General features: G+C 63.0%; 22 protein-coding genes. 11 read left to right on the top strand and 11 right to left on the bottom strand.

Features of this window, described 5'->3' with window-relative positions; genetic code table 11:
- Nucleotides 1-2: 2 nt before the first annotated feature.
- Nucleotides 3-1,010 carry a cysteine synthase A gene (locus ACELLULO517_RS09500; protein WP_227307672.1) on the bottom strand — a complete coding sequence of 336 codons (1,008 nt, stop codon included), beginning with the start codon at nucleotides 1,008-1,010 and terminating at the stop codon, nucleotides 3-5.
- Nucleotides 1,011-1,088: 78 nt separating this feature from the next.
- Here ACELLULO517_RS09500 and ACELLULO517_RS09495 point away from each other — a divergent pair, with 78 nt between their 5' ends.
- Both ACELLULO517_RS09495 and ACELLULO517_RS09490 read left to right on the top strand, forming a co-directional pair.
- Nucleotides 1,089-1,499, top strand: a complete 411-nt coding sequence (locus tag ACELLULO517_RS09495) for a rhodanese-like domain-containing protein (RefSeq protein ID WP_227307119.1) — start codon at nucleotides 1,089-1,091, stop codon at nucleotides 1,497-1,499.
- Nucleotides 1,500-1,523: 24 nt separating this feature from the next.
- Nucleotides 1,524-2,069 carry an ester cyclase gene (locus ACELLULO517_RS09490; protein ID WP_227307117.1) on the top strand — a complete coding sequence of 182 codons (546 nt, stop codon included), beginning with the start codon at nucleotides 1,524-1,526 and terminating at the stop codon, nucleotides 2,067-2,069.
- 39 nt (nucleotides 2,070-2,108) lie between these two features.
- Here the strand turns inward: ACELLULO517_RS09490 and ACELLULO517_RS09485 are convergent, their stop codons facing one another.
- The 3 genes from ACELLULO517_RS09485 to ACELLULO517_RS09475 are packed head-to-tail and all read right to left on the bottom strand — an operon-like array spanning nucleotide 2,109 to nucleotide 4,586.
- Entirely contained in the window at nucleotides 2,109-2,975 is an 867-nt protein-coding gene (locus ACELLULO517_RS09485) for a DUF2272 domain-containing protein (protein WP_227307115.1), read from the bottom strand.
- A gap of 13 nt (nucleotides 2,976-2,988) precedes the next feature.
- Nucleotides 2,989-4,074: an S-methyl-5-thioribose-1-phosphate isomerase gene (mtnA, locus tag ACELLULO517_RS09480; RefSeq protein WP_227307114.1), complete on the bottom strand. Its 1,086-nt coding sequence runs from the start codon at nucleotides 4,072-4,074 to the stop codon at nucleotides 2,989-2,991.
- The gene (locus tag ACELLULO517_RS09475) at nucleotides 4,071-4,586 is read right to left on the bottom strand and encodes a UPF0262 family protein (protein ID WP_227307112.1); all 516 of its coding nucleotides are present in this window, start codon (nucleotides 4,584-4,586) and stop codon (nucleotides 4,071-4,073) included. Before ACELLULO517_RS09475 ends, mtnA begins: the two co-directional genes overlap by 4 nt.
- Nucleotides 4,587-5,404: 818 nt before the next feature.
- Between ACELLULO517_RS09475 and ACELLULO517_RS09470 the strand changes: the two genes are divergently transcribed.
- Nucleotides 5,405-6,343 (top strand): hypothetical protein, encoded by a 939-nt coding sequence (locus tag ACELLULO517_RS09470; RefSeq protein WP_227307111.1) that lies wholly within the window; start codon nucleotides 5,405-5,407, stop codon nucleotides 6,341-6,343.
- A 120-nt stretch (nucleotides 6,344-6,463) separates the two neighbouring features.
- Here ACELLULO517_RS09470 and ACELLULO517_RS09465 read toward each other — a convergent pair whose 3' ends face one another.
- The 5 genes from ACELLULO517_RS09465 to ACELLULO517_RS09445 all read right to left on the bottom strand — a co-directional run bounded on the left by ACELLULO517_RS09465 (nucleotide 6,464) and on the right by ACELLULO517_RS09445 (nucleotide 12,478).
- Nucleotides 6,464-7,504: a glycosyltransferase family 4 protein gene (locus tag ACELLULO517_RS09465; protein ID WP_227307110.1), complete on the bottom strand. Its 1,041-nt coding sequence runs from the start codon at nucleotides 7,502-7,504 to the stop codon at nucleotides 6,464-6,466.
- Between the two features lie 8 nt (nucleotides 7,505-7,512).
- Nucleotides 7,513-8,094, bottom strand: a complete 582-nt coding sequence (locus ACELLULO517_RS09460; protein ID WP_227307108.1) for a GNAT family N-acetyltransferase — start codon at nucleotides 8,092-8,094, stop codon at nucleotides 7,513-7,515.
- A gap of 26 nt (nucleotides 8,095-8,120) precedes the next feature.
- Nucleotides 8,121-10,073, bottom strand: a complete 1,953-nt coding sequence (gene rpoD, locus ACELLULO517_RS09455; protein ID WP_227307671.1) for an RNA polymerase sigma factor RpoD — start codon at nucleotides 10,071-10,073, stop codon at nucleotides 8,121-8,123.
- A 71-nt stretch (nucleotides 10,074-10,144) separates the two neighbouring features.
- The gene (gene dnaG, locus ACELLULO517_RS09450) at nucleotides 10,145-12,010 is read right to left on the bottom strand and encodes a DNA primase (protein WP_227307107.1); all 1,866 of its coding nucleotides are present in this window, start codon (nucleotides 12,008-12,010) and stop codon (nucleotides 10,145-10,147) included.
- A 9-nt stretch (nucleotides 12,011-12,019) separates the two neighbouring features.
- Nucleotides 12,020-12,478 (bottom strand): GatB/YqeY domain-containing protein, encoded by a 459-nt coding sequence (locus tag ACELLULO517_RS09445; RefSeq protein ID WP_227307106.1) that lies wholly within the window; start codon nucleotides 12,476-12,478, stop codon nucleotides 12,020-12,022.
- Between the two features lie 113 nt (nucleotides 12,479-12,591).
- On the opposite strand from ACELLULO517_RS09445, the gene carA reads away from it, so the two are divergent.
- The 4 genes from carA (at nucleotide 12,592) to ACELLULO517_RS09425 (ending at nucleotide 19,081) form a co-directional block, all read left to right on the top strand.
- Nucleotides 12,592-14,019: a glutamine-hydrolyzing carbamoyl-phosphate synthase small subunit gene (gene carA, locus ACELLULO517_RS09440; protein WP_227307104.1), complete on the top strand. Its 1,428-nt coding sequence runs from the start codon at nucleotides 12,592-12,594 to the stop codon at nucleotides 14,017-14,019.
- 4 nt (nucleotides 14,020-14,023) lie between these two features.
- Nucleotides 14,024-17,266, top strand: a complete 3,243-nt coding sequence (carB, locus tag ACELLULO517_RS09435) for a carbamoyl-phosphate synthase large subunit (RefSeq protein ID WP_227307103.1) — start codon at nucleotides 14,024-14,026, stop codon at nucleotides 17,264-17,266.
- A 126-nt stretch (nucleotides 17,267-17,392) separates the two neighbouring features.
- Nucleotides 17,393-17,866, top strand: a complete 474-nt coding sequence (greA, locus tag ACELLULO517_RS09430; protein WP_227307102.1) for a transcription elongation factor GreA — start codon at nucleotides 17,393-17,395, stop codon at nucleotides 17,864-17,866.
- 12 nt (nucleotides 17,867-17,878) lie between these two features.
- Entirely contained in the window at nucleotides 17,879-19,081 is a 1,203-nt protein-coding gene (locus ACELLULO517_RS09425) for a threonine ammonia-lyase (protein WP_227307100.1), read from the top strand.
- Nucleotides 19,082-19,140: 59 nt separating this feature from the next.
- Here the strand turns inward: ACELLULO517_RS09425 and ACELLULO517_RS09420 are convergent, their stop codons facing one another.
- Both ACELLULO517_RS09420 and ACELLULO517_RS09415 read right to left on the bottom strand, forming a co-directional pair.
- Entirely contained in the window at nucleotides 19,141-19,863 is a 723-nt protein-coding gene (locus tag ACELLULO517_RS09420; RefSeq protein WP_227307099.1) for a M24 family metallopeptidase, read from the bottom strand.
- The gene (locus ACELLULO517_RS09415) at nucleotides 19,860-20,852 is read right to left on the bottom strand and encodes an ABC transporter substrate-binding protein (RefSeq protein ID WP_227307098.1); all 993 of its coding nucleotides are present in this window, start codon (nucleotides 20,850-20,852) and stop codon (nucleotides 19,860-19,862) included. Before ACELLULO517_RS09415 ends, ACELLULO517_RS09420 begins: the two co-directional genes overlap by 4 nt.
- Nucleotides 20,853-21,133: 281 nt before the next feature.
- Here ACELLULO517_RS09415 and ACELLULO517_RS09410 point away from each other — a divergent pair, with 281 nt between their 5' ends.
- From ACELLULO517_RS09410 to ACELLULO517_RS09395, 4 genes are all read left to right on the top strand, one after another.
- The gene (locus ACELLULO517_RS09410) at nucleotides 21,134-22,198 is read left to right on the top strand and encodes a LacI family DNA-binding transcriptional regulator (RefSeq protein WP_227307096.1); all 1,065 of its coding nucleotides are present in this window, start codon (nucleotides 21,134-21,136) and stop codon (nucleotides 22,196-22,198) included.
- Nucleotides 22,199-22,296: 98 nt separating this feature from the next.
- Nucleotides 22,297-23,979, top strand: a complete 1,683-nt coding sequence (gene ybaL, locus ACELLULO517_RS09405) for a YbaL family putative K(+) efflux transporter (protein ID WP_227307095.1) — start codon at nucleotides 22,297-22,299, stop codon at nucleotides 23,977-23,979.
- Between the two features lie 62 nt (nucleotides 23,980-24,041).
- On the top strand, nucleotides 24,042-25,232 hold the full coding sequence (locus tag ACELLULO517_RS09400; RefSeq protein ID WP_227307093.1) for a benzoate/H(+) symporter BenE family transporter: 1,191 nt from the start codon (nucleotides 24,042-24,044) through the stop codon (nucleotides 25,230-25,232).
- A gap of 66 nt (nucleotides 25,233-25,298) precedes the next feature.
- On the top strand, nucleotides 25,299-25,913 hold the full coding sequence (locus tag ACELLULO517_RS09395; protein WP_227307092.1) for a PadR family transcriptional regulator: 615 nt from the start codon (nucleotides 25,299-25,301) through the stop codon (nucleotides 25,911-25,913).
- Nucleotides 25,914-25,915 lie beyond the last annotated feature (2 nt).

Raw genomic sequence — 25,915 nt, 5'->3', positions numbered from 1 at the left:
GATCAATCATCCAGGCGAGGCGAGGTGCCAAGCCAGGGAGGCGTCGGCAGGCCCTTGCTCTTGAGGAAGGTGGGATTGAAGAGCTTCGATTGATAGCGGCTGCCGCCGTCGCACAGGATCGTGACGATGGTATGCCCGGGGCCGAGGTCAAGCGCAACGCGGATGGCGGCAGCGACATTGATGCCGGCCGAGCCGCCGACCGAAAGTCCCTCATGCTGCAGAAGGTCGAAGACCTGTTCGAGCGCTTCCACGTCCGGGATGCGCAGGGCATCGTCGATGGCGGCGCCCTGCAGATTGCCCGGTACGCGGGATTGGCCGATGCCCTCCGTCACCGAACTGCCGCTGATTGAAAGGTCATTCGACTTTACCCAGCCATAGAGACCGCTTCCTTCGGGGTCTGCGAGCAGGATGCGAATGGCGGGGTTCTTGGCCTTCAGCGCGTCAGAGACACCGGCCAAAGTGCCGCCGGTGCCGCAGGCGCAGGTGAAGGCATCGACGCGGCCTGCGGTCTGCGCCCAAATCTCGGCCCCTGTCGTCGCGGCATGGCCGGCCCGGTTGGCGAGATTGTCAAATTGATTGGCATAGACAGCACCGAGCTCTTCCGCGAGGCGGCGGGAGACATGGACGTAATTTCCAGGATCACGGAAAGGTGCTGCCGGCACCAGGCGCAGATCGGCGCCGATCATGCGCAGGAAATCGATCTTCTCCTGGCTCTGCGTCTCCGGCATGACGATGACGGCGCGATAGCCGCGCGCATTGGCGACCAGCGTGATGCCGATGCCGGTATTGCCCGCCGTGCCCTCCACGACGGTGCCACCCGGCTGTAGCAGCCCACGATTTTCGGCGTCGGTGATGATGGCAAGCCCGGCGCGATCCTTGACCGAGCCGCCCGGATTCATGAACTCGGCCTTGCCCAGGATCGTACAGCCGGTGGCTTCAGACGCGCGACGCAGCCGGATCAGCGGCGTATGGCCGATAGCGCCGATAAGCCCATCCGCAATGCCTGCCATCATTCGCTGGTCTCCGACCCTTGCCAATCGATGGCACAAGCGGCCTTCTGAAGGCCGTTCAACCGATCGAGGACACACATGATCGAAGATATCGAACCCGGCAAGGTATGGGAGGCTTTGCAGGCCGATCCCCAGGCCCAGCTTTGCGACGTGCGCACCGACGCCGAGTGGAATTTCGTCGGTATCCCCGATCTGCAGAGCCTCGGGCGCGAGGTGGTGCTGATCCCCTGGCAGGTCTATCCGACCATGCAGCGCAATGGCGGCTTCGTGGAGCATCTGCGCGAGGCTGGGATGGTGTCAGAGACGCCGATCTACTTCCTGTGCCGCAGCGGGGCTCGTAGCTTGGCGGCTGCCCAGGCGGCTCAGGCGGCCGGCTTCACCCGCGTCTATAACGTGGCCGACGGTTTCGAGGGGCCGCCTGACGGGCAGGGCCATCGTGGCCAGGTCAGCGGCTGGAAGGCCGAGGGCCTGCCCTGGCATCAACGCTAAGAAGCGAGCCGAGGGAGGAAGCGGATGACCAAGCCCGATCTGGTCGCCTTATGGGAAGAGCATTGCCGTCACGAATTCGCGACGCGCGATGTCGACGCCACCATGGCGACGATGGTCGCCGAACCCTATGTCAATCACATCCCGACCATGACTGGCGGCGTCGGCCATGATCAGCTCAAGCGTTTCTATAAATATCACTTCATCAGCGGCAATCCGCCCGACTTTCGTCTGACATCGATCAGCCGGACGGTCGGGGAGGATCGCATCGTCGACGAATTCATCATGCATTTTACCCATACGACGGAGATCGACTGGCTGCTGCCGGGTGTCGCGCCGACGGGCAAGCAGATCGATATTCCGGCGGTCGCCATCGTGCAGTTCCAGGGCGACAAGCTGGTGCATGAGCATATCTACTGGGATCAGGCGACCGTGCTGGTACAGACGGGCCTGCTTGACCCGGCTGGTTTGCCGGTGGCGGGTGTTGAGACGGCGCGCAAGGTTGCCGACAAAACACGGCCCAGCAATGCGATGATGGCGCGCTGGGCGAGCAGCGAAGGCAAGCCCATCTGAGAGAGACGACAAGGCGGCAGGCTCGGGCTGCCTTGTCTTCTATTGATTATAGGCGATGCGGATGACGAGCAGCCAGGGATAGCGCGTGTCGAGCACGGTGCCGTCCGGCTCGGCCAGCAGCCCCTGGTCGGTGACGGGGACATGCGTGAGTGCGACGGCATCTTCGACATTGCCGCCGATGATGCTGATCTGGTCAGGGGCTTTCGCGACGACGATGCCGCAATGGCTAGTGTAGCGGCCGGCCGGCAATTGCGCATAGGTCAAGGCTGCGGCGCCATTGCGGCCGAAGCAAATAAGATCCCCCACGACAGGCGCATAGGCATTCGGGGCTTCCGCCTGGATTGCATACTGGCCCGATTGATTGAGGCTCTCTTCGACCGCCGCATTGATATAGACGCTGTGTGATTCCGCGTAAGGGAATGACGGACCGGCGCCTGCCATGCGCATCACGAAAGAGATGAAAGCGGCGGACCAGGCGAAGCTGCCATCGACATCGGGCGAGAAGACGACGCCGGACGCATCATGCTGACCGGTCCAGGCGCTGGTCGGGTTGCTTTCATTCATGCCGAGCCACCAATAGAGCCCGACGCGTTGCCAGAAGCCGGGCTGGCGCTCTGCTTTGGTATTGGGATCGACCGGACCTTCATCCTTCGGGTCGGCGTCGTAGACGACCTGGCCCCAGGCCCGCCATTCGGCATAGGCGATGGCGATGGCCGAGGCGCGGTCGAAATTGCCGAAGCAATTGCGGATGAAGGGCGGTTCCTGCCCGTCATCCGCCTGAGCGACGCAGGTGGAGGCTGAAGGCGGTGAGACCCAGCCGCCCTTCAGGGCCACCGTTGTCGGCGTGTGACCGCAGGCCGTCAGAGCGACGGCAGAGAGGATAAGACCGAAAGCCGCGTTCTTCATGCCTGCGCAAGCCTTATGCCCGTTCGGGAAAGAGCGAGAGCAACCCTTCCGGGCTGGCCGCGCAGCGTCCGCGTTCGGTGATCATGCCGGTCACCAGCCGGGCCGGGGTGACGTCGAAAGCGGGATTGGCGGCGCCGCTGCCCGGTGGCGTCACCTGAATAGTGGCTAGGCTGCCATCGGCTGTTTGACCCGTCATCAAGGTGACCTCGGCGGACGAGCGCTCCTCGATGGGGATATCCTTCACGCCATCGGTGATGGTCCAGTCGATGGTGGTCGACGGCAATGCCACCCAGAAGGGAACGGCATTGTCATGCGCCGCCAGAGCCTTGAGATAGGTGCCGATCTTGTTGGCGACGTCGCCGCCGCGGGTTACGCGGTCGGTGCCGACGATCACGAGATCGACCTCGCCATGCTGCATTAGATGGCCGCCGGCATTGTCGGCGATCACCGTATGCGGCACGCCGTGGCTGCCGAGTTCCCAGGCGGTCAGCGATGCGCCCTGGTTGCGCGGGCGGGTTTCATCGACCCATACATGCACGTCGATACCGTCATTATGCGCCATGTAGATTGGCGCCAGCGCAGTGCCCCAATCGACCGTCGCGATCCAGCCGGCATTGCAATGCGTCAAAACATTGACGCGCTTGCCGGGTTTTTGCGCGGCACGAATAAGCTCCAGGCCATAACGACCGATGGCTTCGTTCTGTGCGACGTCCTCATCCGCGATCGCCGCCGCTTCCTGATAGGCGACGGCAACGCGTTCTTCCGCGCGGGTGTTGCGCAGCCGTTCCAGCATGCGGTCGATCGCCCATTTCAGATTGACGGCGGTCGGTCGTGTGGCGGCGAGCATGGCGGCGTCACGCTCCATCGCATCGCTCGATGCATCGACGCGGAGCGCGAGGCAGAGGCCGTATGCGGCGGAAGCACCGATCAGCGGCGCACCGCGCACGCGCATGGTACGGATGGCCTCCGCCATCTCGTCCACCGTTGCGATGCGCAGGACGTCGAGCGACCAGGGAAGTTTCGTCTGGTCGATGATGCGGACAGCCCAGCCGTCTTCATCCAACCAGATGCTGCGATAGGAAATGCCGTCGATCTTCATGGGGTATGACTTTGCGTTGGTGGACCGGTAACGCGGTGATGCAACACTGCGACGAGCGTGAAAAGACGTCGCGCCGTGTCATGGTCGATTGCGACCTTGCTGGCCAGGCGAGCGGCGACCAGGCTGGCACCCTCGTTATGCAGGCCTCGCCGTCCCATATCGATCGCCTGAATGCTTGCCTCCCGCCCGTCCTGAACGGCTGTCGCGTAGCTGTCGAGCAAAAGCCCATAGTCCTTGATAAGGCGCCGGAACGGACCAAGTGCAAGTCCGATCAAGGTCACAGGGTTGCCGGCCTCGTCACGAATGTCGAAAAGAAGGCGACCGTCACGGAGCGAAAGCGCAAGAACAAAAGGTCCGGGCCCTGCTCCGCGTGGCGCAAAGTAATTCGATGCTTCAAGGTCCATGATCGCCTGTGCACGATCGGCTTCGACCAGCGGCGGAAGATGGCCGGGAAATTTGTCCTCAAGCGCGATGCGCGAAACATGCGGAGGAGAGGCAGAGGGATTCGTCATGCTGCTGACTCATTCTCCGTCTTATTGGCCCGACATGGGCCGTCCGGCATGATCGCATGCGAAGCCGGAAGCGCGTGGAAGAACAGATCGGCCATGGCAAGAACACTTAAGGTATGAATAATTCAATTGGCGAAATCGGCTGCGGCGCATACGCAGCTCCGGCCGACAGCATAGCATCTCAAGATGATCGGCGCCGCATCCGAATCGGTTTAAGACCGTATGACAGATTGAACGCGCGTTCTTGGCGCGCTTGCGGACCTGCATGGGCAGCGAATGGCAGACCTGCGGGGTGGCGGCGCTGCGAGATGGGGCGCGGCGCATCTTTTGATTGGTTTCACGAAGCATGGGGCGCGAAATCTTCTTATAATATCTAGAGAAATTGGTAGGGCCGCCTGTTTGGTTGACCCGTCTTGCTTGGCGTTCCTTTGCCGTCGGCCACTGCCGTTACGAAATAAATTGTAAATTTGCAGATAGTTTGGTCGGCTTTTTCTTGACAGTTAGATTCAAGACTTGAGATAGCGAAAATGCCGTACTGAATCGCGAGTCGCAAATGGGGCGTGCTAGTCGGCAGGTTGAGGGGGACTGAGCTATCAGGTGGTAACGCATCGGCGGGATATTCATGGTGCGCGAAGCGCTTCATCAGTCCTGGCCAGTGTCGATGTATTCCAGGCTGTCATCTTCGCCGCGGTGGGACGTGGAACAACAAGCCATGGCTAGTGCCAGAGCAGCGCGCGCCATTTCTGAAGAAACGAGTGACGGATGGAGCCTTTGCTCTCTCCGACGAATCCGAACCAACATGAGACACAAGGAGAATGACATTGAGTAATGACAAACAGGGCGAGACGGGTTCTGCCCCGCGTAGCCAGGCGCTCGCCGTTCGCGCACCGGCTCGCCGGGCGCCCGTGAAGCGCGCTGTCGCTGCCAAGGCGACGGTTGCTCGCAAGACCGCAGCCGCCAAGCCGGTTGCCGCCAAGACGACGCGTGCGGTCAAAGCCGCGAAGACGGTGAAGGCGCCGGTTCGTGCGACGAAGGCTGCCGCGAAGACGGTGAAGGCGCCGGTTCGTGCGACGAAGGCTGCCGCGAAGACGGTGAAGACGCCGGTTCGTGCGACGAAGGTTGCTGCGAAGACGGTGAAGACGCCGGTTCGTGCGACGAAGGTTGCCGCGAAGACGGTGAAGACGCCAGTTCGCGCGACGAAGGTTGCTGCCAAGACGGCGAAGACGCCGGTTCGCGCGACGAAGGTTGCCGCGAAGACGGCAAAGACGCCCGTCCGCGCGACGAAGGCTGCCGCCAAGACGGTGAAGACGCCCGCCCGCGCGACGAAGGCTGTGACTGCACGCAAGACCGCCGCTCCGGCGAAGCGTGTGCCGGCTGCGAAGGCAACGCCGGCTCGCAAGACCGCGACAACTGCCCGCAAAACTGTCGCAACCCGCAAGGTCGCGACGACCGGTCGCAAGGCTGCGGCCGCGACCCGCACGCCGGTGGCTGCCCGCAAGGCGACGACCACCACGCGCAAGCCCATCGTGCGTAAGCCGGCGACCACCCGCAAGGTCAAGACGCCGGTTGTGAAGGCTACCCGTGGCCGTCGTCCGGCCGCGGTCGCGACACCGGTTGTCGAAACGCCGGTGCTGCCGCCGGTTGTCGAGAAGAAGATCCGCCGGCCGCGCAAGCCGAAGGACGTGATGCCGATGGCCGCCGTCGAAACCCCGATGGATGAAGCCGCTGAGACCGCGATGCCGGAAACCGATAGCGAATAATCGGTCTTCCTGAGACGACAGATTGGCCGGCCGGTCTTGTTACCGGTCGGCCAATCTTGTTTCAGCGGTCTGTGATTGCGCAATCATCCAGATGCCGCAGACGGTGCTGTTGGGGATAGATCAGCGATCCAGAAGTTTGGCGAAAAGCCCGGCCTGATCGGCCCAGCTCGGCAATTCGCGCCCGGCAGCCCAGGCGGCATCGCTCAAGTGCTGTCGCGCTGCGCGATCAAAGATCAGTCGGCGTAGACCCTTGGATAGCTGTACGGTATCGCCGGGCTCGGCGATAATGCTGCCGCCATCCGGAATGACGTCGGGCGTGGCAGCCCCTTTCGTGATCGCCAGCGGAAGGCCGCGACGGACGGCTTCCGCGACGGCCATGCCATAACCTTCGTAGCTGCTGCCGGAGACGAAGATATCCGCGCTTTGCCAAAGCGCTTCAAAGGCTGCGGGCGCGCAGGGGCCGGTGAAGGTCACGCGGCCCGCAAGGCCCGGAGCTTGGGCCAAGGCTTGGAGCGCGGCGGTATGGGCTGGATCAATCGTCTGATCGCCGCAAATGGTCAGGTGCCAGTCGAGATCCTGCAGCGGCTGTAAGGCCTTCAGCACGGTCTCGTAGCCTTTGCGGGGTATCAGGGTGGCAATGGCCAGTAGATGGCAGCCAGCGCCCTCTGAACCACGGCTGCGCTCCGCCAAAGGCAGTCCCGGGGTGATGACGGTCACTTGTGCCGCAGGCAGCCCGGGCAGTGTCGCCAGCTGTCCCGCGACCGCGTCGCTCGGCACCGCAATACGCGCCAGGAGAGGCAGCAGGCTTGCCTCCGTCGCGGCATAGAATGCGCGCTGCTCGGGGCTAAGATGCGGCTCGAAGGACATCGGGTGATGGATCATGCCGATGGCCTCGGCGGCCTGCAGTTCCGCTGCCAGATCCGCGAAGGCGTAGAGGCAGAAACCGTCGATGACGAGACGGTCGCCGGTGGCGCTGGCGGCTTTCAGGCAGTCCGCGGCACTCTGCCGCGCTGGATCGTCCGGCCAGGTATGCTGACCTTCGATCGGGACGAATGACACCGCATGGCCTTGGGCTGAAAGCTCTGCCCCGATTTTGGTGTCGTAGACAATCGCTCCGGTCGTCGGCGGATAATTGCCAGGCACGAACCAAGTGACGGCCATGGGCAGATTCAGACCTTGAGGTGATCGGGAATGGTGAAGCCGAGGCGATCGGGGATCGACCAGACTTCCTTGATGGCGCGGCTGCGGACGAAACCGGCGCGCTCATAGGCCGGCAGCGCACGCGGATGATCGGCCGTGCAGGTATTGACCGTCATGCCGCGGATGGGACCGGACCAGGCATTGTCGATGGCATGACGCAGAAAGGCACTGCCGAGGCCATGCCCCACGGCATGCGGCATGAGGCCGAAATAGTTGAGATTGATGAAGGGCCAATGCCCTGCATCCAGCTCGTAGAAACCGGCCGGTTCGTCATCGATATAGAGCACGTTGATCGCGAGCTGCGGGTTGCGCAGGATGCTGGCGAGTTCCGCATCCGACATCATCCGGCGCAGCCACCAAAGATAAGGATGGCCGACCTTGGTCTGCAGATCGCGGTAAGCCTCGTTGCTGGGCGCACGAAGCTGCCGAACGGTGGCATTGTCCGGCAGCTTGGGCGCAGGTGATGTCGGGCGTTCCGTCATTCTGAGGAAGGTCACCGTCACGCCCACGCGCGTTACGGCATCACTCTCCCTCGGTCCGTTTCCACGCACCTTGCCTAACATCCCGCCCAGTACCATCAGTCGTCCAAGAAGCTACGAAGCTTACGGCTACGGCTCGGATGCTTCAACTTGCGCAGCGCCTTCGCCTCGATCTGCCGAATACGCTCGCGCGTCACGTTGAACTGCTGGCCGACTTCCTCCAGCGTGTGATCGGTGTTCATGCCGATGCCGAAACGCATGCGCAGCACGCGTTCTTCACGCGGGGTGAGGCTGGACAGAACCCTTGTCGTAGCTTCGCGCAGATTGGCCTGGATCGCGGCATCCAACGGGATGACCGCGTTCTTGTCCTCGATGAAGTCGCCGAGATGGCTGTCTTCCTCGTCGCCGATCGGCGTCTCAAGACTGATCGGTTCCTTCGCGATCTTGAGAACCTTGCGCACCTTCTCCAGCGGCATGCCGAGCTTCTCGGCCAGCTCCTCGGGGGCCGGCTCACGCCCGATCTCATGTAGCATCTGGCGCGAGGTGCGGACGAGCTTGTTGATCGTCTCGATCATATGCACCGGAATACGAATGGTGCGGGCCTGATCGGCGATCGAGCGCGTGATCGCCTGACGGATCCACCAGGTCGCATAGGTGCTGAACTTGTAGCCACGGCGGTATTCGAACTTATCGACCGCCTTCATGAGGCCGATATTGCCTTCCTGGATAAGGTCCAGGAACTGCAGGCCGCGATTGGTGTATTTCTTCGCGATCGAAATCACCAGGCGCAGGTTCGCCTCGATCATTTCCTTCTTGGCGCGCGCGCTGTCACGCTCGCCACGGCTGACCGTCATGTAGACGCGGCGGAATTCCTCGATCGGCAGGCTCGCGTCATTCGCGATGCCACCGATCTGGGCGCGCAAATCGATAATGCCCTCGGTATGCTTCAGGATGAAAAGCTGCCAGCCCTTGCCCTTCAGCGTGCCGATGCGCTCCAGCCAGTTCGGGTCGAGTTCGTTGCCGCGATATTCTTTCAAAAAATCATCGCGCGGCACTTTGCAGGATTCAGCCAGACGCAGCAGTTGGCCCTCAAGCGCCGTCAGGCGCTGGTTGAGCTGCTTGAACTGCAGCACCAGTTCCTCGATGCGATTGTTGTGCAGGCGCACCTGCCGCACCTTGGCGACCAGCTCTTCGCGCTGCTTGGAATAGCTTTTCTCCGAGCGGAGATTGACTTCCTCGCCGCTGGTGATCGATTCCAGCCGCTTGTGCTGAACCTTCTGCAACTTCTTATAGAGATTCTCGATCTCATCGAAGGTCGCGAGCGTCTCGGGCTTCAGCTTCTCTTCAAGCGCGGAGAGCGACAGGCTGCTGCCTTCACCCTCTTCGTCGTCGGTTTCCTCGACCGCGTCGAAGGCCGGCGGCGGCGCGGGTTCCGCATCCTCGGCCTCACCCTCGGTCTCGCCCTCGGCAGGCGGATTGCCCATACCCTGGGTCGCTTCGAGGTCGATGACGTCACGCAGCAGAATCTTGCCGTCCTTCAGCGCCTCATGCCAGGCGACGATGGCGCGGAAGGTCAGCGGGCTTTCGCACAGGCCCCCGATCATCATGTCGCGGCCGGCTTCGATACGCTTGGCGATGGCGATTTCGCCCTCGCGCGACAGCAGTTCGACGCTGCCCATCTCACGCAGATACATGCGCACCGGGTCGTCGGTACGGCCGGCGCTCTCGGCATTGATATTGCCGCTCTGCTCGGTCGCTTCCTCGTCCTCGGCGTCGACCGGCTTGGCGGCGACGGCCTCGCCTTCCTCGCTCTCCTCACCCTCGATGACCTGGATGCCCATCTCGCTGAGCATGGACATCACGTCCTCGATCTGCTCGGAGCTGTTCTGCTCCGGCGGAAGGACGGCGTTCAGCTCATCGAAGGTGATGTATCCGCGCTCTTTACCCTTGGATATAAGGCGCTTTACGGCGCCCGACTGGGTATCGAGGGTCGTTTCGGTATCGGAGTCCGGCGCGGGTGCCTCAGCCGTTGTCGTAGGCTTCGTTGCCATCATTCACACCTCTTCGCCGTGGGTCCGCATCTTAGCCATGCCCCGATATCGAGGCAAAATTCCGTCTAGTCTCATTGAATGCTGTCCATGTCGCCGGACCTCAGCCGCTGCAAGGCCTCAGTCAAAGCGACGAGCTGACGGGCTGTTTCGGCATCCTGGGTCTGGCTGAACTGGCGCTGCTTGGCAGCGACCTCTTCTTCTAACTGCGCTTGTCGCATAAAGCCGTATATCTGCCACCAACTCGAAGCCGCTTCCGTCAGGGATGCGTTCGGCATCGCGCTCGCCGGAAGATGCTTCGCCTCCAGCACGACAGACACATCCCCATCATACCCGAGCCGGCGGAGATGGGCGTTCAGAGCCTCTCTGTCAAGCTCGGGGTGGCCGTCCAACCATGCGGCCAGAGCATCACGCAGCCGCGTGAGGTGAGGGGGGAGGTCGAGCATGCCGAGAGGCTCCTCCAGATCCGGCAGCAGAGCCGGATGGGTGAGGAGAATGGCTAAAAGCACGCGGGCGCGCTCTGCGGTCTGCACGTCCGTCTGAATGACCGGCCGGGGCGGGATCGCAACGGGCGGGGGCGTGTTCTTCCAATCGCCGCGCCGGCCGCCGGGCGTGAAATTGCGGTTCGGTGCCCAGGGTTGCTGGCTTCGCTTGCGATCGCCGGAGCGAAAAGTGAACCAGTCATCCTTCCAGCGGTCTCTCAAGACACCCCAATAGGTGCCGGAGATCGTCTTCTGGGCGATGGCATTGGCGGCCTCGTCCAGCTTGTCGCGGAACTTGGCCCAGCTATCCGCATTGCTGGGCTGAATCTCGTCCTTGATCAGCTCGTAGATGGCGATCGTCAGATCATCCCTGGCCAAAGCATCGGCCATGCCCTGGCGCCCGCGCTTGGTCACGATGCTGTCCGGGTCCTCGCCCTGTGGCAGAATGGCAATGCCCAGCCCATGGTCCGGGGTCAGCAGCGGCAGCGTGAGGTCGATGGCTTTTCGGCCGGCGCGTCTGCCGGCGGCGTCACCGTCGAAGCAGAAGACCGGCCGATCATGATACTGCCAGATCGCTTCGACCTGCTCGGGCGTGATGGCGGTGCCCAGGGGGGCGACGGCCGGAAAGCCGCCCTGGGACAAGGCGATGACATCCATATAGCCTTCCACGACGAGAAGGCTTTGCCGCTGACCCTGGCGCCGCGTGTTGGCGAGGTCGGCGCGCGCGAGATCGAGCCCGTACAGCGTCCGGCGCTTGGAAAAGAGCGCGGTTTCCGGCCCGTTCAGATATTTCGGCTGGCCGTCGCCCATGATGCGGCCGCCGAAGCTGATGGGCCGTCCGCGTGCATCGCGGATGGGAAACATCACGCGGTTGAAGAAGAAATCGACCATGCGGCCGTCTTCCGTCTGCTTCATCAGCCCGGCTTCCACCAGCCGGTTCATCTCGATGCCGGCGCGGGCGAATTCAGCCGCCAGCGCGCCACGGCCGGGGCCGGAAAAGCCGAGGCCGAAGCGGCGGATGGTCTCGGCACTCAGTCCACGACGATCGAGATAGTCCCGCGCTTCGCGGCCGTTGGGGCCGGCGAGCTGGTCTTCGAAGAAGCGGCCGGCGGCGGCCAGAATCTCATTCAGATCGGCGCGTTGCTTTTCGGCGGCCGCCGCTTCCGGCGACGGACGCGGCACATCCATGCCGGCTTCCGCCGCCAGTTGCTCGACCGCTTCCATGAAGCCGGCATTCTGCGTCTGCATGACGAAGCTGATGGCATCGCCATGCACGCCGCAGCCGAAGCAGTGATAGTGGTCGGTATAGACGTAGAAGGATGGCGACTTCTCGCCATGGAAAGGGCAGCAGCCCTTCCAGTCCCGACTGGAGCGGGTGAGCTTGACCCGCCGACCGATGAGCGGCGCGAGCGGCGTGCGCGCCCTTAGCTCATCGAGGAAGGAGGGGGGAAGCGCCATATCCTGTGGTTAGCCTGCGAGGGCCGTTTTCACAATCGCGCCGATGCGCGCCATGTCGAGCGCGGCACCGTGCTTGGTCTTGAGTGCTGCCATGACGCGGCCCATGTCCTTGACGCCGGTCGCACCCGTCTCGGTCACGGCTTCCGCCACCGCCGCCTGCATTTCATCTTCGTTCAAGGCTTGGGGTAGGAAGCTTTCGATGACCAGGATCTCGGACTGTTCCTTGGCGGCGAGTTCCGGGCGATTGCCCTTCTCATACAAGTCGATGGCTTCCCGGCGCGGCTTGATCATGCCGCGCAGCATGGCAAGCACCTCGTCATCAGAAATACGCTCGACGCCTTTGGGGCGGGCGGCAATATCGGCATCCTTCAGCTTCGCCATGATCAGGCGCACGGCCGAGAGCCGCGCGGTGTCACCGGCCTTCATGGCGGTTTTCATGGAAGCGGTGATATCGTCTCGAATGCTCATGCTCGGCTCTCCAACCAAATTCTTAGCGCGCTGACGTCACATGCGCTGGGAAGATTTTTCCCATGCGGTGTTTCAACGTTGAACTGGGAAATAACTTCCCGTATGTGAACGCCATGCCCCTAGCAGTCAATGATATCGTACAGCGTCTTGGCGGTCCCGAAGCGGCGGCGCGGCTGACCAATGTCAGTTCGGAAGCGCTGCGGAAGTGGAAACAATCCGGGGTGATCCCCTCGAAACACTGGCGCACCATTCTGGCCGCCACGGGCCTGACGCTCAACGACATGCCGGGCGCCGCCGCGCCGGGCAGCCCTATCGAACCAGCCGCGAAGGATAATCCGATCATGCCGGATGCCAATCACTCTGCGACAGCGCCCGCCGCGCCCGAAGGGGCGACCGCCGTTCTTGTGCTGGCCGATGGCAGCCTGTGGTGGGGCCGCGGTTTCGGCGCGCATACGCCGGATGGTGGCGCCCGCGTCGGTGAAGTCTGCTTCAACACCGCGCTGACCGGCTATCAGGAGACGATGACCGACCCGTCCTTCGCCGGGCAGATCGTCACCTTTACCTTTCCCCATATCGGCAATGTCGGCGCCAATGCCCAGGATGACGAGGCAGCGACGCCCGCCGCTCTTGGTCTGGTGACCGCGCTCGACGTGACCGAGCCCAGCAACTGGCGCGCGACCCGCAGCTTCACCGCCTGGCTGATCGCTCAGGACCTGCCGGGCATCGGCGGTATCGATACCCGCGCGCTGACCATGCGCATCCGCGACGGCGGCGCGCCGACCGGCGTGCTCTGCTACCCCGCGAACGGCGTTTTCGATGTCGCGGCCCTGCAGGCTCAGGCGGCTGCCTGGCCGGGGCTGGAAGGCATGGATCTCGCGAAAGTCGTTTCCTGCACCCAGACCTACGAATGGGATGAGACGGTTTGGACATGGGGTGAGGCGCCGGGTCGTCAGACAGCGCCGCGCCATCATGTCGTCGCCGTCGATTACGGCGCGAAACGCAATATCCTGCGCAGCCTGGCCTCGGCCGGATGCCGCGTGACGGTGGTGCCGGCGACCGCGACAGCGGAAGATATTCTGCGCCATCAGCCGGACGGCCTCTTTCTCTCCAACGGTCCCGGGGACCCGGCGGCGACGGCGGCATACGCGGTGCCGGCGATCCAGGGCGTGCTGGCGGCCGAAATCCCGATCTTCGGCATCTGCCTCGGCCATCAGCTGCTGGCGACGGCGCTGGGCGCGAAAACCTATAAGCTTGATCGCGGCCATCGCGGCGCCAATCAGCCGGTGAAAGATCTCGCGACGGGCAAGGTTGAAATCACCAGCCAGAACCACGGCTTCGCGGTTGACGAGGCATCTTTGCCGGCCGGCGTCGAGGTCTCGCATATCAGCCTCTTCGATGGCAGCAACGAAGGGATCCGCGCGCCGGGAAAAAAGGCTTTCTCCGTGCAGTATCACCCCGAGGCGAGCCCCGGGCCGAGCGACAGCCACCACTTGTTCCATCGCTTCGTCGCGATGATGGATGCCGAGAAGGCGAAGGGTTAAGTCCATGCCGAAACGTACAGACATCCGTTCGATCCTGATCATCGGCGCCGGCCCCATCGTCATCGGTCAGGCCTGCGAATTCGACTATTCCGGCGCCCAGGCCTGCAAGGCGCTGCGCGAGGAAGGCTATCGCGTCATCCTTATCAATTCGAACCCGGCGACGATCATGACCGATCCGTCGCTGGCTGACGCCACCTATATCGAGCCTATTACGCCCGAAATGGTCGAGCGGATCATCATCCGTGAAAAGCCGGATGCGCTGCTGCCGACCATGGGCGGCCAGACGGCGCTGAATACGGCGCTGACCTTGGACCGCGCCGGCATCCTTGCCAAGCACGGTGTCGAGCTGATCGGCGCCAAGGCCGATGTCATCGACCGCGCCGAGGATCGGCTGAAGTTCCGCGATGCGATGACCGAAATCGGCATCGAAAGTCCGATAAGCGCCATCGCCCATACGATGGACGAGGCGCGCGAGGCGCTGGCGCTGGTCGGCCTTCCTGCCGTCATTCGCCCCAGCTTCACGCTGGGCGGCACCGGCGGCGGCATCGCCTATAACAAAGCGGAGTTCGAGCGGATCGTGGCCGGCGGTCTGGATGCCAGCCCGACGACCGAGGTTCTGATCGAGGAAAGCGTCCTCGGCTGGAAGGAATATGAGATGGAGGTCGTGCGCGACAGCGCCGACAACTGCATCATCATCTGCTCGATCGAAAACGTCGATCCGATGGGCGTCCATACCGGCGACAGTGTGACGGTCGCCCCGGCGCTGACGCTGACCGACAAAGAATACCAGCGCATGCGCGATGCCTCTATCGCCTGCCTGCGCAAGATCGGCGTCGATACCGGCGGGTCCAACGTTCAGTTCGGCCTCAATCCCGCTGACGGCCGCATGGTCGTGATCGAAATGAATCCGCGCGTCTCGCGCTCCTCCGCACTCGCCTCCAAGGCGACCGGCTTCCCGATCGCCAAGATCGCGGCGAAGTTGGCTGTGGGCTATACGCTGGATGAGCTGAAGAACGACATCACCCGCACGACGCCGGCGAGTTTTGAGCCGACGATCGACTATGTCGTCGTCAAGATTCCCCGTTTCACCTTCGAGAAGTTTCCCGGCACGCCGGCGCTGCTCTCCACCAGCATGAAGTCGGTGGGCGAGGCCATGGCGATCGGCCGTTCCTTCGCGGAAGCGATGCAGAAGGGTCTGCGCAGCATGGAGACCGGCTTCTCCGGTCTCGATGAGATCGAGGCACCGGGCGACGGCACGCCGGACGCTTTCCGCGCGGCTTTGTCCCAGCCTAAGCCCGATCGTCTGATCATGGCGGCGCAGGCGATCCGCGCCGGGCTGAGCCTGGAAGAGATCCATGACTGCTGCAAGTTCGACCCCTGGATCCTGGGCGAGCTGAAGCGCATCGTTGATGCCGAAGCCGAACTGCGCGCCCATGGCCTGCCGCAGACCGCGCTCGGTCTGCGCCGGATCAAGGCGCTGGGCTTCTCCGACACGCAGCTTGCAAAACTCTGCGGTCAGAGCGCGCCCGAGATCGCGGCCGCTCGTGAAAAACTTGGCGTCCGGCCGGTCTATAAGCGCATCGATACCTGCGCCGCCGAATTCGCCTCCGCCACACCTTATATGTACTCGACCTATGAGACGGGTTTTGGTGAGCCGGTTTGCGAAAGCGATCCGACCGAGCGGAAGAAGATCATTATCCTTGGCGGCGGTCCCAACCGCATCGGCCAGGGCATCGAATTCGACTATTGCTGTGTCCACGCGGCCTATGCGCTGAAGGATGCCGGGTTCGAGACCATCATGGTCAATTGCAACCCGGAAACCGTCAGCACCGACTACGATACTTCCGACCGACTCTATTTCGAGCCGCTGACGGCGGAAGACGTCATCGCCATCATTCGCCGCGAACAGCAGAACGGCGAGGTACTTGGCTGCATCGTGCAGTATGGCGGCCAGACCCCGTTGAAGCTGTCCCAGGCCCTGTCCGCCGCCGGCATTCCCGTGCTCGGCACCAGCGCGGATGCGATCGACATCGCCGAGGATCGCGAGCGCTTTCAGGAACTGCTGCATAAGCTCGGCCTGCGTCAGCCGGAAAACGGTATTGCGCGGTCCACCGCCGAGGCCGAGGCGATCACCGAGCGCATCGGCTATCCCGTCGTGATCCGGCCGAGCTATGTGCTTGGCGGCCGCGCGATGGAGATCGTGCATGATCGCACGCAGCTTGCCCGCTACATGCGGGAAGCGGTGCGCGTGTCCGGCGACAACCCCGTTCTCATCGACCGCTATCTGAACGATGCCATTGAAGTCGATGTCGATTGCATCGCAGACGGCGAACAGGTCTTCGTTGCCGGCGTTATGGAGCATATCGAGGAAGCCGGTATCCATTCCGGTGACAGCGCTTGTTCGTTGCCGCCCTATTCGCTGTCGCCCGCGATTGTCGAGGAATTGAAGGCCGAGACGGTCGCCATGGCTCGTGCGCTGAACGTCATCGGTCTGATGAACGTCCAGTATGCGATCAAGGACGAGACGATCTACGTGCTGGAGGTCAATCCCCGTGCAGCCCGCACGGTGCCCTTCGTCGCGAAGGCCACGGGCGTGCCGATCGCCAAGATCGGTGCCCAGGTCATGGCGGGCGCCAAGCTTTCGAGCTTCAACCTGGACGGCCATGCCGAGCGGCCGCATGTCGCGGTGAAGGAATCGGTCTTCCCCTTCGCGCGCTTCCCCGAGGTCGATACCATTCTGGGGCCGGAGATGAAGTCGACCGGCGAGGTTATGGGTCTCGACACTAATTTCGCTCGCGCCTTCGCCAAGGCGCAGTTGGGGGCGGGGGTCCGTCTGCCGATGGAAGGTGCCGTCTTCCTCTCGGTCAAGGAATCGGACAAGGCTGCCTTGGTGCCGCTGGCCCGGCGTCTGGCCGAAATGGGTTTCCGGATCATCGCCACAAAAGGTACGGCCGCCCGTATCCGGGAGGCAGGGATTGAGGTGAAGACGGTTGCCAAAGTGCTGGAAGGCCGCCCACATTGCGTGGACGCTATTCAATCCGGCGACATTCAGATGGTGATCAACACAGCCTCCACCCCGCAATCGGTCAGGGACAGCTTCGATATCCGCCGCAGTGCGCTGACCCTGGGGGTGCCGCATTTCACGACGATCGCCGGAGCCAGGGCCGCCGTTCACGCGGTAGCGGCTATGAAAACAGGGCCGCTTGAAGTTGCGCCGCTACAGTCGTACTTTCGATCCCCGTTTTGACTGCCAGCTCTAGCTTCGCTGGCAAACTCCCGGATTATCCGGGAGACCGGGGCTGGGTCACGCCGTGATCCGGCCTCTTTGCTTTGTTAACCAGTCCTAGTTGACTGATGACTGCGAGGACGTTGCGTGCAGAAATTTCCGATGACCGGGCCTGGCCTGGTCCGCCTGGAGACCGAGTTACGGCAGCTGCGCAGCGAGGAGCGGCCTGCCGTTATTCGCGCTATCGCCGAGGCGCGCAGCCATGGCGATCTCAGCGAGAACGCTGAATATCATGCGGCGCGCGAGCGCCAGTCCTTCATCGAGGGGCGTATTCAGGAGCTTGAGGAGATCGTCTCGGCCGCCGAGGTGATCGATCCGGCGTCGCTCTCCGGCGAGAACGTCAAGTTCGGCGCCCATGTACAGCTGGTGGATGAGGAGACCGACAAGGAAGCGACCTATCAGATCGTCGGCGTGCACGAGGCGGATATCAAACTCGGCCTGCTCTCGGTCTCGTCGCCGCTCGCGAAGTCGCTGATCGGTAAGAAGAAGGGCGACACCGTCTCAGTCCCGGCACCGGGCGGGGATCGATCCTACGAGATTATTACGGTCCGCTTCGGCTGAGCGGAGGGTAGCATGACCCTCGTCAGTTTCGCGGATATCGAGGCCGCGTGCGGCCGTATTGCTGGCCGTGTGCTGCGCACGCCCGCCGTGCGGAGCGATACGCTGAGCCGGGCGACCGGCGCGGAGATCGTGCTCAAGCTCGACAATCTGCAGGTGACCGGCGCTTTCAAGGAGCGTGGGGCCGCGAACCGTCTGGCGCTGCTGACGGCGGATGAGGCCGCCCGCGGCGTGATCGCCATGTCCGCCGGCAATCATGCGCAGGCGGTGGCGCGCCATGCCCATCTGCTGGGCGTGGCCGCGACGATCGTGATGCCGAAATTCACGCCCACCACCAAGGTGACGCGCACGGCATCCTGGGGCGCGCGCGTCGTGCTGCATGGCGAAAGCCTGGCGGAAGCGGCGGCGCATGCGCATCACCTAGCCGAAACCGAAGGGTTGGTTTTCATCCATCCCTATGACGATCCGGGCATTATCGCGGGCCAAGGCACCCTGGCGCTGGAATTGCTGCAGGATTTTCCTGATCTCGATGTCCTGGTGATCCCGATCGGTGGCGGCGGTTTGATGGCCGGTTGTGCGACTGCTGCACGCGCGATGAAGCCCGGTATCGAAATCCTCGGTGTCGAAGTCGAAGCCTATAGCGCCATGGCGCAGCGGCTGGCGGGTATGCCGGTATCGGTCGGCGGCCAAACGGTCGCCGAAGGTATGGCGGTGCGCGACGTCGGTGAATTGCCCTTCGACATTCTGAAGACGTTCGGTATCGAAGTGCTCATCGTGCCGGAAGCGACGGTCGAGCAGGCCATTGGTCTGCTCGCCGAAGGCGCCAAACTGGTGGCCGAAGGGGCCGGGGCGGCGGCCTTGGCAGCTGTGCTGCAATACCCGGATCGCTTCGCCGGCAAGCGTGTCGGTCTGCCCGTCTGCGGTGGCAATATCGATGCGCGCATTCTGGCCAACACCCTGCAGCGCAATCTGCTGCGGGACGGGCGCATGCTGCGTCTGGTGCTGGAAATGCCGGATCGGCCCGGCATGCTGGGCGATATCGCGACGCGCATCGGCAATGAGGGCGGCAATATTCTGGAAGTAGCGCATCACCGCCTGTTCAGCTCGCCGACCGTCCAGGCGGCACAGCTTGAGGTGATGATCGAAGCGCGTGACGCGGCCCATGGCTCGTTCATCGAGTCGAAGCTGCGCGAAGCCTATATCGTTCGCAGGCTGTAGAACCTCTTCCCGGTCGTGCGCGGCAAGGCTGTGGGCGACGGCCTCGCTATCTTGGCGAATTACAGCAGCCGCAGCCGGCCATCCGCGAAGCGATAGACTTCTTCGTATTTGAAGGCGAGTGGGCTGCCAGCCTTCGCGATATGCGGCTCGAAGGTGAACATCGGCACGCTATCCAGCCGAACCGAGCAATGCGCATCCATATAGGCGCGGCCATGCAGGTCATCGCCGATATTATGGCCAAAATTGCCGAGGAAATCCAAATTCGCGAAGCCGAGTCCGGCGAGGCGTTCGGCCATGGCCGCGTGCAGCTGCTGGAAGGTCATCTCCGGTCGTGCTGTGGCAAGAAGATGGGCATGCAGCGCCGCTTCCGCCGCCATGCCCTCGGCTTGCGCGGGTCCCGCGTCCTCCGGGGAGACGATCTGCCCGTCTTTCAGAAAGAAACTGCGGGCAGCGTCACCCCATATACCGTCGATTTCCGGCGCGACGTCGATCGTCACCATGTCGTCGGGTCCGATTGGAATGGTCGCTGCCTGATAGACATCGCCTTCCTCGGAAACACGCAGGCGCGGCCCGGCCAGGATGACGGCCGGGACACCGTACCACCAGTAGCCGGTGGCGCCGCGCGCATCCATGATGCGCCGGCAATCCTCCATCAGGCTCGCTTCCGTCGCACCCGGTTGGATGTATTGAGCGATCTCCGCCAGACTGTCCCGCGCCAGAGCCTGGGCGGTTTCGTAGCGGGCAAGATCGGCGGCACTTAGATATATGATAGATGAAATCACGGCAGATAATCGTTCGTATAGTATAGCGACGGTGCTTTGACCTCGGAGATCTGACCGATATCCTTGAGTGCCTGGGCCAGAACGGTCCATTGCTGGTCGGTCTGCTTGAAATAGCCGTCAGGTCCCTTCATCAACCCGGCCGTATAGGTCCAGCCGATCAAGTTGTAATTCTCGCTGCCGGCCGGCGGATAGGCTTTGGTGAAAATCTTGGCCGCGTCGGTTGGGTGGGCAATGCTCCAGTCGATCGCCTCGGAGGTCGCGGCAAGCCAGGCCTTGACCGTCGCCGCATTGGCTTTCAGCCAATCCGGGGAACCGGTGAAGACCCAGACAGGGATATTGGGCACGCCGATTGCGTCATTGCAGTCCAGGACCGGCATTTCATGCGCACCGTCTTCCACTTCGGCGAGGCCGTAAGCGGCCGCGTTTGTCGCAATATCAATCTTTTTAGAAAGTAGCATGGGCATATCATCATCTGTCGCGATGATCTGCTTCACGTCGGACTCCTGAAGCCCGGCCTTCTTGAGGACGAAGCCCATCATCGCCTTGGTCCAGGAATCGGTGAAGATACCGATCGACTTGCCTTTCAGCTTGGTGACATCGACAGGTTCACCGGGGCGGCCGATGAGGCACCAACTATTGGTCTGGGTGAAGTTTGCGATCGAGATGACGGGGATGCCCTGATTCGCGGCGAAGACCAGATCGGTCGTCGCTTCGAATCCGATATCGGCGCGCTTGGTCGCCAGCATGCGTGCTGTTGTCTGCGCATCGGGTGGGAAGAGCACGGACACATTCAAGCCGTGTTTCGCGTAGAAGCCCTTTTCCTGGCCCACCACAATGGGTACCATATCGAAATCAGCGACCGGCCAGTCATAGACAAAGTTGACCGGCGTCAGACTAGCCGCTTGGACAGGGCCGCCCGAAAATCTAGGCGAAAGAACTAATCCCATGGCGAGGATTGTAACAAGCTTGAGCGAAAAGCTGGGTCGCATGGATTGGGGCTCTCAAAGGTAAGAGGAAATCGCCTGGGCTATACGATAATACGATGTCGATCTGTTTCGCGGAAATGTGAAACGGTTCGTGTTGAAAGTTCAAGCAAAAAATTGGCGATATAGAAAAAACCTATGGGCCAGGGGTGTAGGTCGGTTTAACTACTGAATACACTCTGCCTTGAAATATGGGCCGTTGAATCGATGCTGGCTGGCGTTCGACCCTGTCGTCTTGCTGGTACTGCAAACGGGAGCTTAGTATGAAACGCAGGCTGTCAACTGCCGTGTCACTTCCGGATCCGGCAAACCGGGATGATCCGGGACGGCGGCCGACGATCCGCGACGTGGCGCGCGTCGCCGGCGTCGCCGTGAGTACTGTCAGTTACGTGATCAATCGCAGCGGCCAAGTGTCGGCCGAGACAAGGCTGCGCGTGAACAGCGCGATCAACGCTTTGCGCTATGAGCCCAATCTTTTAGCGCGCAACCTGAAAGCCGGTCGCGCGGGCTCCATCGGCCTGATCGCCCCTGATCTCCGTAATCCCTATTTCGCCGCCGTGGCCTCGGGCGTGCAGGAAATTGCCCAGGCCCGCGACATGCTGCTTGTGCTCTGCACCACGCAATCCGCGCAGCATTGGGAAAACTATTATAGTCAGGTTCTGCGGGCGCGGCGGTTGGATGGTCTCATCTTTCTCAGCGGCAGTGGCATGCTGACGCCGTCGCTGATGGAATTGGTGCAAAGCAATAGCCTGGTTCTGGTGGATGAGCGGCTGCCGGGTCTGGATGTCCCGTCGGTCGTGTCCACGAACCGGCGGGGGGCGCGGGCGGTCGCCGACCATGTGCTGAGCCAAGGTCATCACCGCGTCGGCATCATTTCCGGGGCACCCAATCTTTGGACCGCCGGTCAGCGCATGGCCGGCTACCGGGAGGCTTTGGCGGCGGCCGGCATTGATCCGGACAGCGTGCCGGTCGTGGCCGGCGATTATCAGCAGGAATCCGGCTATGCCGCCGCGCGCATTCTATTGAGCGGGCCGCCGGCGGAGCGTCCCACCGCGCTGATTTGCGCCAATGATCTGATGGCGATCGGCGCCATGCTCTATTGCCGTGAGATCGGTCTCGATGTCCCGGGCGATATCAGCCTCTGCGGCTTCGACGACATACCGCTCGCCAGTCTCGTGCAACCGGGGCTGACCTCGGTTGACCAATGTGGCGAGACGCTGGGTCGCTCGGCCTGTCGGCTGCTGCTGAGCCTGATCGCACCGCCCAGCCCGGACGATCAGGGTCCGATCGAGACCGACCACCCGACCAAGCTGGTCATTCGCGGATCGGTCGCGGCGCCCAAGGCAGCGTGACAGCGGTACTGACCAGAAAGTGCGGGCGGACCGCGGGCAGCGCATAGGCATCCGCGGCAATCATTGTTAGACCCGAGGGAGCTTCGAAGGGTCTGCCTATGCCGCACGACAATCCGCTGATCGCCTTATTGGTCGTCGGGCTGGGCCTCGCCTTCATTCTGGGGACCATCGCCAATCGCCTGAGAACATCGCTGCTCGTCGGCTATCTGATGGCGGGCGTCGTGGTCGGCCCCTTCACGCCGGGTTTCGCCGCCGATCAGGCGCTGGCGCTGCAGTTGGCGGAAGTCGGCGTCATCCTGCTGATGTTCGGCGTCGGGCTGCATTTCTCGGTCAAGGATCTGATGGCCGTTCGCGCCATCGCCATTCCGGGTGCCATTCTACAGATGGCGGCGTCCATCCTGCTGGGGGAGGGGCTGGGCTGGCTGATGGGCCTTTCCGCTGGTGGCGGCCTTGTTCTGGGCTGCGCGCTCAGCATCGCCAGTACCGTCGTCCTCATGCGCGGGTTACAGGAACGTCGGCTGGTGGATAGCGATGCCGGGCGCATCGCGATCGGTTGGCTTGTCATCCAGGACCTCGTCACGGTGCTGATCCTGGTGCTGCTGCCGATCATCGGCCCTATTCTGGGGCATTCCGGCGCCGCGCATATGGGGCTGCGCGCCATCCTGCTGATGGTGGGCGAGACCTTGGCCAAGGTCGCCGCCTTCGTTCTCGTCATGCTGCTGATCGGCCGGCGCCTGATTCCGGCCCTGCTGCATTTCATCGCACATACCGGTTCGCGTGAACTGTTTCGCCTGGCCGTGCTGGCGGTCGCCCTCGGCGTTGCCTTCTTCGCGGCCGAGCTGTTCGGCGTCTCCTTCGCGCTTGGCGCCTTCGTGGCCGGCATGGTTCTGAGCGAATCCCAGCTCAGCCTGCGAGCGGCCGAGGAAACCCTGCCGCTGCGCGATGCCTTCGCCGTGCTGTTTTTCATCTCGGTCGGCATGCTGTTCGACCCGCGGGTGATCGTGCATGAGCCGCTGAAACTGCTGGGCGTATTGCTCGTTGTGCTCATCGGCACGCCGGGTGTGGCCTTCCTGCTGCTGCGGCTGTTCAAACGGTCCTGGGCGACCTCGCTCACCATCGCTTTCGGCCTCGCCCAGATCGGGGAATTCTCCTTCATTCTCGCGGGTCTCGGCATCGGCCTCGGCCTTGTCGATCACGATGTCCGCGATCTCATTCTTGGCGCCGCGATCCTGTCGATCATCATCAACCCGCTGCTGTTCTACCTACTGAAGCGCTATCGGCCTTGGATCGAGCGCAGAGACGGGATCTTGCCGGCCGCGGCCGTCGAACCTGACGCGCCGGTCGTGATGTCGCGGACCGAACTCACCCAGCATGCCGTGCTCATCGGCTATGGCCGCGTCGGCCGGCGCGTTGCCGATGGGCTGCGCGCGGACGGCTGGCCGCTGCTGGTGATCGAGGCCGGGGAAGGGACGGCGCGTGGCCTGGAGGATTCGGATGTCGCGGTGATGACCGGCAATGCTGCTAATCCGGCGGTGCTGGCTGCCGCCAATATCGCCGGGGCGAAGCTTGTGGTCGTGGCCATTCCGGACATTTTCGAGGCCGGTCAGATCGTCGATCAGGCGCGGACCGCCAACCCGGACGTCAGGATCATCGCGCGGGCGCATTTCGACGCCGAGGTTCCGCATCTGACCCGGCTTGGTGCCAACCTCGTCGTCATGGGCGAAGAAGAAATCGCGCGCAGCATGCTCGCGCAGACCGAAGCGCTGACGGTCAGGGCCTGACCACACTGAAACGCTGAAAGGGGCGGCAGGCTTAGACCGCAACCGCCCGCCTGGAGTGATCGATGGCAATTGAAAGCCTTTGGACCGCAATCCGGCGGGACAGTTCCTGGCAGGCGGCGTCCAGTGGAAGCCTGGCGGCTTTCGTGGGTTTCGGATCTTCCTTCGCGGTCATTCTGCACGGTGTCGCGGCGGCAGGGGCCAGCCCGGTGCAGGCGGCCTCGGGCCTGTTCGCGCTTCTGGTCGTCACCGGCCTGTTCAGCATTCTCGTCAGCGTCAAGCTGCGCATGCCGATCATTGTCGCCTGGACGACACCCGGGGCAGCGCTGCTGGTCAGCACGCCTGCCCCCCATGGCGGCTTCGCCTATACGGTCGGCGCCTTCTTCGTCTGCGGTCTGCTGATCATGATGACCGGCTTCTGGCCGGTTATGAGCCGCATCGTCGGCGCTATTCCGCGATCGCTTGCGAGTGCCATGCTCGGCGGCATCGTCTTCGAACTCTGCCTCGCTCCCATTCTGGGTCTGCGCGACAAGCCGCTGTTTATTGTCCTGATTTTGCTCGTCTGGGTGGTCGTCGGCCGTATCCGGCGGACGTTGGCGGTGCCGGCGGCCGTGGTTGTGGCCGTCGGACTGGCCGCCCTCGACCTGCATGATGCGTCCGCGATTTCGCTCCATCTGCCGCTGGCCTGGGTGACGCCGCGCTTTTCGCTGTCGGTCGCGATCAGCGTGGCGGTGCCGCTGTTTGTCGTGACCATGGCCGGGCAGAATATTCCGGGCTTCGCCGTGCTCAACATCAACGGCTACCGGCCGCGCCATGGGTTTCTGCTTGGGGCGACGGGTCTCGCCAGCATGCTGGTGGCCCCGTTCGGCGGCATCCCGATCAATCTCGCAGCCATTACGGCTGCCATGTGCGCAAGCCCCGAAGCCCATACGGACGCGGACCGGCGCTGGTGGGCCAGCGCCGTCGCGGGATTCGTCTATATGGCGATCGGCCTATTTTCCGGCCTCATCACCACCTTCATCGCGCTCTCCTCCCCCGTTCTCATCACGGCGGTCGCCGGCATCGCCTTGTTCGGCGCGCTGGCGAGCAGTCTGGCCGGGGCGGTGGCCGAGCCGGCGGAGCGTGACGCGGCCATGGTCACCTTCCTCATGGCGGCGTCGGGCCTGCAGATTTTCGGCATCGGCGGGGCTTTCTGGGGGCTTTTGGCGGGGGGCGCGGTCCTCACACTTCAGCGGGTTCGATCTAAAATGAGCTGACTAAGATATATCTTGACTCAGACGTAGTTCGATATATCTTGAGCATGTCGATAACAAGGAGACGACATGTTTAAGCATTTCAAAATGGGTCATGAGGATCGCTGCGGACGCCGCTTTGCGCGCGACGAATCCTGGGGGCCGGAACGCGGCGGCCGGGGCCGGTTCGGCCGTCATGGTGGCGGCCCGCATGAGGGCGGTATGCGCGAGGGCGGCGGCCGCGGTGGCCGTTTTTTCGAGCAAGGCCAGCTCCGGCTCGTCCTGCTCGGGATGATCGCGGAAGCCCCGCGCCACGGCTACGAACTCATCAAGGAGATCGAGGATCGTCTTGGGGGCGGCTATAGCCCGAGCCCGGGCGTGATCTATCCGACGCTGACCCTGCTCAGCGAGCTGGGTTACACGACGGTCAGCGAGACCGAAGGTGGGCGCAAGCTTTACACGATCACCGATCTTGGCCGCGCGCATCTCAGCGAAAACCAGGCAATCGTGGATATGATCTTCGCACGGATCAATCGCGCTTCGGCGTCCGGCCCGAATATGCGGCCGCCGCAACTGGTGCGGGCGATCGAGAATATGAAGACAGCGCTGCGCCTGCGGCTGGAACGCGGTCCGCTGAGCGATGCCGAGGTTCAGACCCTGGCCGAAGCGCTCGACGCCGCCGCGCGCGCCATCGAAAACGCCTGAGA

The organism is Acidisoma cellulosilyticum, assembly GCF_020621385.1.
Classification (GTDB): Bacteria; Pseudomonadota; Alphaproteobacteria; order Acetobacterales; family Acetobacteraceae; genus Acidisoma; species Acidisoma cellulosilyticum.
Note: the sequence above shows the minus strand (reverse complement) of the source record. Positions and strands in the feature narration are given on the sequence as shown.